This is a genomic window from Burkholderia cepacia (genome assembly GCF_029962485.1).
GTDB lineage: Bacteria > Pseudomonadota > Gammaproteobacteria > Burkholderiales > Burkholderiaceae > Burkholderia.
Window position 1 is genome coordinate 748,475 of the sequence record NZ_CP073638.1, and the last position, 12,323, is coordinate 760,797.

The 12,323-nt window shown below is 68.2% G+C and carries 9 protein-coding genes; 3 read left to right on the forward strand and 6 right to left on the reverse strand.

Annotation, left to right across the window (positions count from 1 at the left end; all coding sequences use genetic code 11):
• Genes KEC55_RS19810 through tssJ form a run of 3 tightly spaced genes read right to left on the reverse strand, consistent with a single transcriptional unit; the run spans position 1 to position 3,242 of the window.
• Positions 1-1,326, reverse strand: a complete 1,326-nt coding sequence (locus tag KEC55_RS19810; RefSeq protein WP_282509914.1) for a DotU family type VI secretion system protein — start codon at positions 1,324-1,326, stop codon at positions 1-3.
• 15 nt (positions 1,327-1,341) lie between these two features.
• On the reverse strand, positions 1,342-2,730 hold the full coding sequence (tssK, locus tag KEC55_RS19815) for a type VI secretion system baseplate subunit TssK (protein WP_282509916.1): 1,389 nt from the start codon (positions 2,728-2,730) through the stop codon (positions 1,342-1,344).
• Complete coding sequence (gene tssJ, locus KEC55_RS19820) at positions 2,727-3,242, reverse strand: type VI secretion system lipoprotein TssJ (protein WP_282509918.1); 516 nt, start codon at positions 3,240-3,242, stop codon at positions 2,727-2,729. The genes tssK and tssJ overlap by 4 nt, the downstream gene beginning before the upstream one ends.
• 629 nt (positions 3,243-3,871) lie before the next feature.
• Here tssJ and KEC55_RS19825 point away from each other — a divergent pair.
• The 3 genes from KEC55_RS19825 (at position 3,872) to KEC55_RS19835 (ending at position 7,060) form a co-directional block, all read left to right on the forward strand.
• A complete protein-coding gene (locus tag KEC55_RS19825) occupies positions 3,872-4,261 on the forward strand; it encodes a TssQ family T6SS-associated lipoprotein (protein ID WP_282509920.1) in 390 nt (129 codons plus the stop codon).
• Positions 4,262-4,309: 48 nt separating this feature from the next.
• A complete protein-coding gene (gene tagH, locus KEC55_RS19830; RefSeq protein WP_282509921.1) occupies positions 4,310-5,743 on the forward strand; it encodes a type VI secretion system-associated FHA domain protein TagH in 1,434 nt (477 codons plus the stop codon).
• Between the two features lie 87 nt (positions 5,744-5,830).
• Positions 5,831-7,060: a phosphotransferase gene (locus tag KEC55_RS19835; RefSeq protein WP_282509922.1), complete on the forward strand. Its 1,230-nt coding sequence runs from the start codon at positions 5,831-5,833 to the stop codon at positions 7,058-7,060.
• A gap of 132 nt (positions 7,061-7,192) precedes the next feature.
• Here the strand turns inward: KEC55_RS19835 and KEC55_RS19840 are convergent, their stop codons facing one another.
• The 3 genes from KEC55_RS19840 to KEC55_RS19850 form a co-directional block, all read right to left on the reverse strand.
• Entirely contained in the window at positions 7,193-8,638 is a 1,446-nt protein-coding gene (locus KEC55_RS19840; protein WP_282509923.1) for an NAD-dependent succinate-semialdehyde dehydrogenase, read from the reverse strand.
• A 153-nt stretch (positions 8,639-8,791) separates the two neighbouring features.
• Positions 8,792-10,090, reverse strand: coding sequence for a cytochrome c (locus tag KEC55_RS19845; protein WP_282509924.1), 1,299 nt, complete (start codon positions 10,088-10,090; stop codon positions 8,792-8,794).
• Between the two features lie 13 nt (positions 10,091-10,103).
• Positions 10,104-12,323 (reverse strand): xanthine dehydrogenase family protein molybdopterin-binding subunit, encoded by a 2,220-nt coding sequence (locus KEC55_RS19850; RefSeq protein ID WP_282509925.1) that lies wholly within the window; start codon positions 12,321-12,323, stop codon positions 10,104-10,106.

The window sequence follows — 12,323 nt, forward strand, 5'->3', positions numbered from 1 at the left end:
TCAGTTGGCTCCCTGCGTCGCGCTTGCGCCGATGGCGGCACTGCCGGGCGCCGGCAGCAGCGTGATCTCGACGCGCCGGTTCAGCGCGCGGTTCGCGGGCGAATCGTTCGGCGCGACCGGGTCGAGCGTGCCGCGCCCTTCCGCCGCGAGCCGCTCCGGATGATCGAGTCGCGCGGCGATCATGCTGCGCACGGCTTCCGCGCGTTCGCGCGACAGGTCCCAGTTCGACGCGAAGCGCGCCGTATGCACCGGCGTGTCGTCGGTGTAGCCGGTCACGCGCACGTTGCCAGGCACCTTGTCCAGCGCATCGGCGACGCGCGCGAGCACCGGCACGTAACGGTCGATCACCGACGTCGAGCCGGACTTGAACAGCCCGTCGCCACGCAGCACGATCACGCTGCGATCGGCATCGTCGCGCACCGACACGAGGCCGGCCGCGATCTCGGGCGCCAGGAATTTCGCGATGCGCGGCGCTGGCGCCGGGCGCGGCGGCGCCTGCGCGGGCTGCAGCTTCGGCACGTGCAGCGCATCGATCGACGCGAACAGCCGGTCCGAATGCCCGGCGAGCGCGATGCGCAGCCCGACGAACAGGCCGAAACCGATCAGCAGCGCGAGCGCCACGCACACCCACAGCGGCACGCCGAACCGGCGGGCGACATCGCGCGTGACGACGTCGCGCCAGTGCGGCGACAGCGCGGGCTCGAATTCGCCACGCACCGAGCGGATCGTCAGCGCGAGCTGGTGGCGTAGCGCGTCAAGTTGCGCGGGACCGTTGTCGAGCACGCGATAGCGGCCCTCGAAGCCGAGCGCGAGACAGAAATACAGCAGCTCGAGCAGGTCGAGATGCTGGCGCGGCTGCTGCGACAGGCGTTCGAGCAGGTGGAAGAACTTCTCGCCGCCCCAGGTCTCGTTGTGGAACGACACGAGCAGGCTGTGCGACGACCACACGCTGCCGCCCCACGGCGTCAGCGCGGCCGCCTCGTCGAGCGCCGTGCACAGGCAGTAGCGCGCGCCGATGATCGCTTCCGACGGCACGCCGGCTTCCTGCGCGCGCGCCTCGAACTGGCGGATCTCGACGACGAGATGCTCGCGCAGCCACGCCGGATTCGGATGGTGGACGGTCGAGCGGATCTGCGGCACTAGGTTGAGCAGCGGGTTCGCGGCGGCGACGAGCGGATTCGTGCCGCTCGCGGCCCAGCGGCCCGGCCGCGGCTGCGTGGCCGTCGGGCCGGTCGTGCCCGCCGCGGCAGCCGGATGCATGCCGCCCGGATTCGGCGGCACGAATCCGCCGGCGCCGGCGGAGATCGGATCGGAAGAAGAATTCATCGCGTCGCCCCGCCGTCACCCGCGTATCGCCCAGAACTCCATCGAGAGTCCGGGGAATTCGCCGGCGAAATGAAAGGCGAGACCGCCGGAGCGCGCCAGCTGTTTCCACAGGTCGCTGCCCTTGTCGATCTCGAAGTACGTATGGCCCGCGTGATACGGGATCTGGCGCGGCGCGACCGGCAACTGGCGCATCGTGATGCCCGGCAGCTGCAACTGCACGAGATCGCGGATCCGCTCGACGGGCCCCAGCTTCGCCTGCGCGGGAAAGCGCGTGCGCAGGCTGTCGGCCGGCACGTCCGCGCGCACCGCGAGCACGAAGCCGGCCGTGTCGCGCAGCGCCGGATCGGCCAGCGTCGCGACGCGGATGCCGTTGCCCGCATCGCGCAGCTCGATCTGGATCGCGTTTTGCTCGAGCACCGTCGACAGCGATCGCCGCAGTTCCGCGATCAGTTCCGCGAAGCTCGTCCGCAGGTCGTCGTGCACGTAGACCGCGAGCGACTGCGGGCGCCGGCCGGCCGCCGTGAACGTGCTCAGGTCGCACGCGAGCTTCAGCCAGTCGCAGAACAGCGTTTCCGGATGCGTCGACACGTGCTGCTGCGCATGCCAGGTCAGCGCGAGATAGCGGTTCACGAGTTGCAGCAGCAGGAAATCCGCGACTTCCGACACGCCGCCCCGCCCCGGTTCCGACAGCCGCTCCCCTAGCGCCTCGCTGCGCTGTGTGAGCAGCCCGTGCAGTTCGCGTGCATACGCGAGCAACACCGCATCGCGCTGCGCGACGAGCCGCGGCGGAATGTAGCCGTCGTCGACCAGCAGCCGCGCATCGGTACGCCGCTCGACGATCCGCGTGACGCCGAGCGCGTGCCAGTCGCCGGTCAGCTCGGCTTCGAGCATCAGCCGGACGTTCAGGCGGCCCGTCTGCAGCAACGCAGGGCCGAGCGCGACCGCGTTCGCGTCGGCCACTTCGTATTCGCGCACGACGTAGCGCGCGACGTCCGCGTTGCCGTTGCCGCTGCTGGCCGCGCCCGCGCCGAACGACACCTCCTCGCCGCCGCCGCGCCACAGCGGCAGCGCGAGCACGACGAGCTGGTCCTTCGCGTCGGCCGGTACGTCGAGCGGCTCGGGGAGGTCGTCCGGATGCGACAGGTCGAACGGCGTACCGTCGCGCATCACGCCCGACGCGGCGCGCAGCGCGACCTTGCCGAGCGCCAGTTGTTCGCGATCGATCTCGAGCGTGTCGAAGCCCCAGTAGAAGCCTTGCAGCGGCAGGCAGCGCAACGCGACATAGCGTTCCCAGTGCCGTTCGAGCTGCTGGAAATGCTGCGGGCGCAGGAACATGCCCTCGGTCCACACCACGCGCTGGCGGAGCGCCGCGACCGGCGTCGCGGACATCGTCGGTTCGGTCATGGGCGCCCCTGCGGATTGTTCAGCGCGACGCCGCCGTTCCGGACCGCGATCGACAGCTTCAACTCGCCCGGCGACGTCTGCCAGAACTTGTACAGGTTGAGTTGCTTCGCGCGCGGCAACGGCACCGTCAGCCGCCAGCGGTTCTTTTCGAGCATCCGGTATTCGGCGACGACGCCGATCGCGCCGGCCTCCACGTTGCCGCGATAGTGCAGCGTGCGCGACTCGCCGGGCCGCAGGATCACCCGGTCGGTGCCGAGCAGGTCCGCACCGAGCACGTTCTCGGGCTTGTCCTGCAGCGAGAAGAAATCCGCGCTGTCGAAGGCCGACGCCGCACGCAGCTGGAACACCTTCAGCACGATCGGCGACGGCTTGCGGTTCATGTCAGGGTTGACGTCGGGCGCAACGTCGACCGTTATCGCATACGGCACCGCGGCCGCGTGCTCCGTCGCGCCGCACCCCGGCAGCAGCAACACGCATCCCCATACGATGAAACTGCTCGACCGCCATTGCATATTCCACCCTCGCCATCCAATAGCCATTCGCCGGTTTTCAACGACTAAACCGGGTGATCGGATCAAAAAAAGGGACAATTAATTGATCGGTAATTGTGTAATTCGCATATCCTTCCATTGCAATTTATTCCGGCAGATTGTTTTGGTAAAAAGCCGGGTCAAATCATCCAGAATTCGAAAAAGTCAATTTTTCCAGATGACAGGCAATTGAGTCGAGATTGGCATTTGACGGAAAAAGTTAATCCGACCGGTTCGCCTGGGCGGCCCGGTTCTATTGCGTGGACACCTGTCGGATGGGCGCGGGGCATAAGCCGGCCGGCCGCCGAGCAAGGGGCGCTCGCGACGCTGACGGTGTGCCAGGCTATTCGTTCCGCCCGAATGGACGGCCCATTTTTTCGTGCATTGACGAGCCCTGACAAAACAACTGACGAATCCAAAAAACACAGCGAACTATAGATCGTTTTTCCGGTTTAACAAGCACTGAAATTCGTAGTCTATTTTCAATCTGAAATGGAATCGGATCGGGCAGTTGAAACAAAACGTAACAGCGATATCGGCGCCGATGATTGGCACTAGAATCCAATAGCGTTTGTGTGCCACCCTCCAAAACCACAATTTTTATTTCAATAATGAAAGGTCGTTCATCGATCGTTCTTTTCCTCGGTGCGTTGTTGCTGGGGGCCGGCGGGTGCAGCACGTCGTCCCCGACGCAGTCGGCCGCGCGAGCGACAGTCGACAGCGCGCGCACCGCGTACGCCGCCGGCGACTACGGGCGCACGATCGCGCTGCTGAACCATGCGAAGGAGATCGACGGCGCCGACGTCGACACGCAGGTCGCCGCGCACAAGCTCCTCGCGTTCAGCTACTGCGTGACGAACCGCGTCGCGCAATGTCGCGCGGAGTTCTCGAAGATTCTCGACCTCAACCCGCGCTTCGACCTGTCCCCCGCCGAGAAGGGGCATCCGATCTGGGGGCCCGCGTTCGAATTCGCGCGCCGCAGGCATGCGTCGGCCTCCTGAACGAACCGGTTTCCACGCGAGCGCTTCATCCACCGAGCGACGTATGACATGCAACTGATCGTGATCGAACATGCCGGCGAGCCGGTCGAAAACGACTCCTACGACGCCGTCGTGTTTCATCCGCCGGGCGGCACCATCGGCCGCGCGACCGACAACCATCTGGTGCTGCGCGACGACACCCGGCAGATTTCGCGGCTGCAGGCGCTGCTGCAGGTCGGCGACGACGCGTGCCTGCTGAAGAACCTGAGCAGCGTGTCGACGATCGAGGTGAACCGTGAACCGGTCGGTTATGCGCAGGAGCGGCCGCTCAATACCGGCGACATCATCCGCATCGGGCCGTACGTGTTGCGGGCCGAGCGCGACGACGGCAACGATGACGACGTCGCGCCGGTCATCGACATGGCCCCCGATACCGGTGCGCCGGCCGGTAAGCGCGATGCACCCGCGGCGGGAGCGGCGGGCGCGGCGCCATCCTCGCCTTTGCCGAAGGGAGCCGGCAACCGGCTGTGGGGGCTGCTCCAGGATCGCCTCGCGCCACGCGGCAAGGCGGCGGATGCCGGCACACGGCCGGGCGATCCCGCACGCCCGGATGCGCCGCAGCCCGCGCACCGCGCCGCGCCGTCGCAGCGCGACCTGAACCAGTTGTCGATCGATCCACTCGACCTGTTCGCGCAGTCATCGGGCGATCCTGGCGCGTCGGGCACGGCGTCGCCGGCCGATCGCGGCAACGCGGATCGCGGCACGGCGCACGCGACGCAGGCCGACCACGCGCCCGAGTGGACGCAGCACGTGCGCGTTCAGCCGGCGGCCATGCATGCCGACACGCGGCCAGCCGACCAGCCGGCGCCACACGCCACGCGCACGACGCCGGCGCCGCCGACGCCCGACGAGTTGTTGAACGCGTTCTTCGAAGGCGCGGGGCTCGACGTGGCCGCCGAATCGCACCAGTGGTCGGCCGAACAGCTGTACATCGCGGGCCAGCTGCTGGCGCTGTTCGCGAACGGCACCGTCGAGCTGCTGTCGTCGCGCAGCATCCTGAAGCGCGAGGTGAAGGCGCACATGACGATGCTGCTCGATCGCGAGAACAACCCGCTGAAACTGCTGCCGGACGGTGGCGCCGTGCTGCGGCAGATGTTCGGGTTGCCGCTGCCGGGCTTTATGTCGCCGCAGAGCGCGGTCAACGATGCGTTCCAGGATCTGCACGCGCACCAGATCGGCATGGTCGCGGGCATGCGCGCCGCGCTGATGGACCTGCTGACGCGCTTTTCGCCGCAACGGCTGCGCGAACGCGACGACGCGATGCGCTGGTACGAGAAGCGCGTGCCGACGCTGTACAAGGCGCGGATGTGGGATCGCTATGCGGCGACCCATCGCGATACGGTGTTCGCGATCGAGGACGATTTCGCGTCGGTGTTCGGCAAGGCGTTCCTGGCCGCGTACGACGCCGAAGTCGAAAGCTATCGCGGCAGCAGCCGGCATTGAGTCGCGCGACTGGCAACCGCACGGTCAGGCATGCGCGAATCGGGATAAGCTCGTCCTGCACAGTCAACGGATGCTGTCGGGAGCGACATGAGCACGATAACGGGGACCCTCGATCCGGCCGTACCGCCGCCGCGCGTTGCGCGGCTCGTGCTGGTGACGCCCGATGGCACGGTGGTCGGTTGCCTGCCGCCGATACCGGTCGCGATCCCGTGGTGGCAGGAAGTGGAATCGGTCGTGCGAGCCGCGCGCGAACGCCATCGCGTCGACGTGACGATCCTGCGTTTGCTGGAAACCGTTCGCGAGCGCGCGCCCGGCGGCGAAGTCACCTACCTGGCCGAGATTGCGTCGCCCGTTCCGGCCGATTGCTGGACCGGGAACATCGAGCCCCATTCATTGCGCCAGCGCTACGCGCTGCCGGGCGGCCCCGCGGCCGATCTCGGCTGGGCGGCGCGCGTGCTGGCCGATCGCGGCTTGTCGGCGAGCGCCCGGCCCGTGCAGGTGCGGACCTGGAACCTGTCCAGCGTGTGGCGCATCCCGATCGGCGGCCAGTCGGCCTGGCTGAAAGTGGTGCCGCCGTTTCTGGGGCACGAGGGCCGCGTCATCACGGCATTGGCCGACCGGCGCGTGCCGACGCTGCTCGGTCATGATGAGTGCGGGCGCATCCTGCTCGCGGAGATTCCGGGTGACGACCAGTACGATGCCGCACTGCCGCAACTGTTCGACATGGTGACGTTGCTGGTCGACCTGCAGGCTGCATGGATCGACCGCGTCGACGAACTGCGCACGATGCGCTTGCCTGACTGGAGTCGCGCGGATCTGTCCGAGGAGATCGCCGATGTCGTCGCACGCAACGGCGACGCACTGTCGGGCGACGAACGTGCGTCGCTGCTTCGTTTCGTGAACGGGCTGGCGGCGCGGCTCGCCGCGCTCGACGCGTGCGGACTGCCGAATACGCTGGTGCACGGCGACTGCCATCCCGGCAATTTTCGCGGCACGCGATCGGCGCTCACGCTGCTCGACTGGGGCGACAGCGGAATCGGCCACCCGTTGCTCGACCAGTCGGCGTTTCTCGACGCGGTGCCGCGGGAATACGCGGCGGCGATCAAGACGCACTGGAATCGCGAATGGCTGGCGCGGGTGCCCGGCTGCGACCCGGTGCGCGCCGCCGCCCTCCTCGCGCCGATCGCCACGGCTCGGCGCGCGGTGATCTACCAGCGCTTCATCGACAACATCGAGCCGTCCGAGCAGATCTACCATCGCGGCGATCCGGCCGACTGGCTGGGCCAGACCGCGGCGCTGGTGACGACGCCGGACTGAAGGCGGGATCGCCCCCCCCCCCCGTATCGTGAAAACCAACGAAAAACGGCGCAGATCGGGCATGAGGCCCGGCCTGCGCCGTTCGTTCGTGCGCGCCGCACCGACGGCAGCGCGCGCACGGTCAACCGACCGTCAGACAGCCATTACCGTGACCGACTTCGTGACAAGGTACGGCTCGAGCGCTTCCGGCCCGCCTTCCGAGCCGTAGCCCGAATCCTTCACGCCGCCAAACGGCATTTCCGGCCACGGCGTCGCCGGCTGGTTGATCCACAGCATCCCGACTTCCATGCGCTGCGTGAGCAGGTGCACGTTCGCGAACGAACGCGTGAACGCATAGCCGGCCAGGCCGAACGGGAGACGGTTCGCTTCCGCGATGGCATCCTCGAGCTTGTCGAAGCCGCGGATCGCCGCGACCGGGCCGAACGGCTCGTTGTTGAACACGTCCGCTTCGAGCGGCACGTCCGCGATCACGGTCGGCGCGAAGAAGTTGCCTTCCGAGCCGATCCGTTCGCCACCGGTTTCGATGCGCGCACCGACCTTGCGTGCGTTGTCGACGACCGACGCCATCGCGGTGAGGCGGCGCGGGTTCGCAAGCGCGCCGAGCGCCGTTCCTTCCTCGAGGCCGTTGCCGACCTTCAGCCCTTCCGCATGCTTGACCAGCGCGCGCGTGAATTCGTCGCGAATGCTGTTGTGCACGAGGAAGCGCGTCGGCGAAATGCAGACCTGGCCCGCGTTGCGGAACTTCGCGCCACCGGCGGCCTTCACCGCGAGCGCGACGTCGGCATCCTCGGCGACGATCACCGGTGCGTGGCCGCCCAGTTCCATCGTCGCGCGCTTCATGTGCAGGCCGGCCATCGCGGCGAGCTGCTTGCCGACCGGCGTCGAACCCGTGAACGTGACCTTGCGGATCACCGGGTGCGGGATCAGGTACGACGAGATTTCAGCCGGATCGCCGTACACGAGGCCGATCACGCCGGCCGGCACGCCGGCGTCGACGAACGCGCGCAGCAGCGCGGCCGGCGAAGCGGGGGTTTCTTCCGGCGCTTTCACGAGGAACGAGCAGCCGGTTGCCAGCGCGGCGCTCAGCTTGCGCACGACCTGGTTGACCGGGAAATTCCACGGCGTGAACGCCGCGACCGGGCCGACCGGCTCCTTCACGACCGTCTGCTGCGCGCCGAGGTTGCGCGGCGGCACGATCCGGCCGTACACGCGACGGCCTTCGTCCGCGAACCATTCGATGATGTCGGCCGCCGACAGCACTTCGACGCGTGCTTCGGTGAGCGGCTTGCCCTGTTCCTGCGTCATCAGCTGCGCGATCGCGTCGGCACGTTCGCGCACCAGCGCGGCCGCCTTGCGCATCGTTGCCGCGCGCTCTTGCGCGGGCACCTTGCGCCATGCTTCGAAGCCGCGTTGCGCGGCGGCGAGCGCACGGTCGAGATCGGCGATGCCCGCGTGGGCCACCTTGCCGATCGGCTTGCCGGTCGCCGGGTTCACGACGTCGATCGTCTTGCCGCTCGCGGCGTCGACCCACTCGCCGTCGATCAGCAGTTGCGTATCCGTATAAGTCACGTTAGCCATCCAGACACCCCTACATTGCGTCGATAAAACGCGCGCTGCCGCGAACGGCCGCACGCCGGTTGACAGAAAGAGCGAGGCCGCCGGGGCTGGCACGCACCCGGGGGCCTCGACGGCAGGCACGCCGGCCTGCCGTCGTTCCGCATCGCGCCGCGCTCAGTGCGCGGCCGCGGTCGCCTTGCGGAGTTTCGCGACGTCCGCCGCCTGCACGGCCGGTGCGCCGTTGTTCCAGCCGGCGCGCATGAACGTCAGCACGTCGGCGATCTGCTGGTCGTTCAGCTGGTTCGAGAACGCCGGCATCGGATACGCGGACGGCACACCGCCGATCACGAGCGTATCGCTGCCGTTCAGCGTCACGTTGATCAGCGACGATGCATCGGCCTCGAGCACGTTCGGATTGCCGGCGAGCGGCGCGAGCAGCGGCGCGTAACCGCGCCCGTCCACGCCGTGGCAATGCAGGCAGTAAGCGTTATACACCTTCGCGCCCGGGTCGGTTGCCGGCCGGCCCAGTGCCACCTGCGTCGCCTTCGGATCATAACTGTACGGCGGCGCGCCCGTGCCGCCTGCGGCCGGCAACGATTTCAAGTATCGGGACATCGCGGCCAGATCGTCGTCGGTCATTGCCTGCGTGCTGTGGTTGATCACGCTCACCATCGAGCCGAACGCGGTTGCGTGCCGGTTCGCGCCGGTCTTCAGGAACTGCGCGATATCGGCCTCGCTCCAGCGGCCGAGCCCCGTGTTGTGCTCGCCGGTCAGGTTCGACGCGAACCAGTTGTCGATCGGCGCGCCCGACAGGTACGCCGCGCCGCCTTCGTCGAGCGCCTTCTCCTGGAAGCCGACGCCGCGCGGCGTGTGGCACGACCCGCAGTGCCCGAGCCCCTGCACGAGATACGCGCCACGGTTCCACATCGCGTCCTTGTCCGATTTGTCGGCATAAGGCGTCGTGTCGAGGAACACCATGTTCCACAACGCGAGCGGCCAGCGCATGTTGAGCGGCCACGGGATGTCCGACGGCCGGTTCGCCTGCTTCACCGGTTCGACGCCGTGCATGAAGTACGCGTACAGCGCCTTCACGTCGTCGTCCTTCAGCTTCGCGTATGACGGATACGGCATCGCCGGATACAGGTTGTGACCGTCCTTCGCGACGCCCTTGCGCAGCGCGCCGGCGAACTCGGCTTCCGTATAGCGGCCGATGCCCGTCTCCGGATCGGGCGTGATGTTGGTCGTGTAGATCGCGCCCATCGGCGTGACCATCGGCAGGCCACCCGCGAACGGCGTGCCGCGCGGCGCGGTGTGGCACGCGACGCAGTCTCCGGCTTTCGCGAGGTAGGCGCCGCGCGCGACGAGCGCGCTGTCGGCCGGCGCCGTTTCCGCCGCGTGTGCAGCCGTGCCGGCCAGCAGCGCGGACAATGCAAGCAGCGAGGCGCGGAGCGTGTTCAGCGTGAGGTTTCGCATGATCGTGTCTCCCTCAAGCCGTCTTCAGCTGGTTGCCGACCGGCAGCTTGCGCAACCGCGTGCCGGTCGCCGCGAAGATCGCGTTCGACAGCGCCGCGGCCGTCGCGGCCGTGCCAGGCTCGCCGATCCCGCCCGGCGCTTCGCCGCTCTTCACCAGATGAACCTCGATCGGCGGCGTCTCGTTGATTCGCATCATCCGGTAGTCGGTGAAGTTGCCCTGCACGACGCGGCCGTCCTCGATCGTGATCTCGCCGTACAGCGCGCCAGTGATCCCGAAGATGATGCCGCCCTGCACCTGCGCCTCGATCGTGTTCGGATTGACGAACATCCCGCAATCGACCGCGCACACGACGCGCTTGACCTGCACCTCGCCGCCGTCCACCGCGACGTCGATGACGATCGAGAAGAAGCTGCCGAACGCGTGCATCACCGAGACACCGCGCCCTTGCCCCTTCGGCAGCGACGCACCCCAGCCGGCCGCCTTCGTCGCGACGTCGAGCACGTTGCGGGCGCGCGGCGTCTTGTCGAGCAGCGCGCGGCGGTATTGCACCGGGTCGGTCTTGGTCTGCGCGGCCAGTTCGTCGATGAAGCTCTCGACGACGAACGTGCCGCGCGTCGGGCCGACGCCGCGCCAGAACGCGGTCGGCACGTGGCGCGGCTCCTGGCGCACGTAGTCGACGAGCTGGTTCGGCAGGTCGTACGGCAGCTCGGCCGCGACCTCGACCGCATCGGGATCGACGCCGTTCTGGAACGCCGGCGGCGCGAAGCGCGCCATGATCGACGAGCCGACGATCCGGTGCTGCCACGCGACCGGCTTGCCGTTCGCGTCGAGGCCCGCCGAGATTTTGTCGTAGTAGCACGGCCGGTACATGTCGTGCTGAACGTCTTCCTCGCGCGTCCAGATCACCTTCACCGGCGCATTGACCTGCTTGCCGACCTTCACGGCCTGGCCGATCATGTCCGTTTCGAGCCGCCGGCCGAAGCCGCCGCCGAGCAGGTGGTTGTGCACGACGATCTTGTCCGGCGGAAAGCTCGTGAGCTGCTGCACGGTATCGCGCGCCCGCGTCGGCACCTGCGTGCCGACCCAGATCTCGCAGCCGTCGGCGCGCACGTGCACCGTGCAGTTCACGGGCTCCATCGTCGCGTGCGCGAGCAGCGGTTGTTCGTAGACGGCGTCGACGCGCGTCTTCGCGTTCGCGAAGGCCTTGCCGACGTCGCCCTCCTTGCGGGCGACCGCGCCCTTGCCGTTCGCCGCCGCCTGCGCGAGATCCGCGAACAGATCCTTCGTCGAGACCTTCGCGCCCGCGCCTTCATTCCACTTCACGACAAGCGCCGATGCGCCGCGCTTCGCGGCCCACGTGTGATCGCCGACCACCGCGACCGCGTTGTCGACGCGCACGACCTGGCGCACGCCGGGAATCTTCTTCGCGGCCGTGTCATCGACGCTCGCGACGGTGCCGCCGAACACCGGGCTGTTCACGATCACCGCGTACAGCATGCCGGGCAGGCGTACGTCGAGCCCGAACTGTGCGGTGCCGTCGACCTTCTCCGGTGAATCGAGGCGCTTCGCGGGCGTGCCGATCAGCTTGAAATCCTCAGGCTTCTTCAGCGCGACATCCTTCGGCACCGGCAGCTTCGCCGCAGCATCGGCCAACTGGCCGTACGACGCACGGCGGCCGCTCGGCGGATGCTGCACTTCGCCGTTCGCCGCGCGGCAGCTGGCGGGATCGACGTTCCATTGCTTCGCGGCCGCCGAGACCAGCAGCGTGCGCGCCGTCGCGCCCGCACGGCGCATCGGTTCCCACGCATAGCGCACCGACGTCGAGCCGCCGGTGAGCTGGCCGCCGAGCAGCGGATCCATGAACAGCTTCTCGTTCGGCGGCGCGTGATCGAGCGTCACGCTCGACAGCGGCACTTCGAGTTCCTCGGCGATCAGCATCGGCAGCGACGTATAGACACCCTGCCCCATCTCGACCTTCGGCATCACCAGCGTGACCTTGCCGGCGCGGTCGATCTGCACGAACGCGTTCGGCGCGAATACGCCCGGCTGCGCGGGTTCGGCCGCATCGCCGCCGATTACCGAGCGCCGCGCGTCGTCGCCCGCTGCCGGCAGGCTGAAGCCGAGCAGCAAGCCACCGCCGGCCGCCGCGCCGAGCGACATGCCGAGTTTCAGAAACGACCGGCGCGACACGCCCGCGCCGGCCCGACCTGCTTCGATCAGTCCGCGTGACAT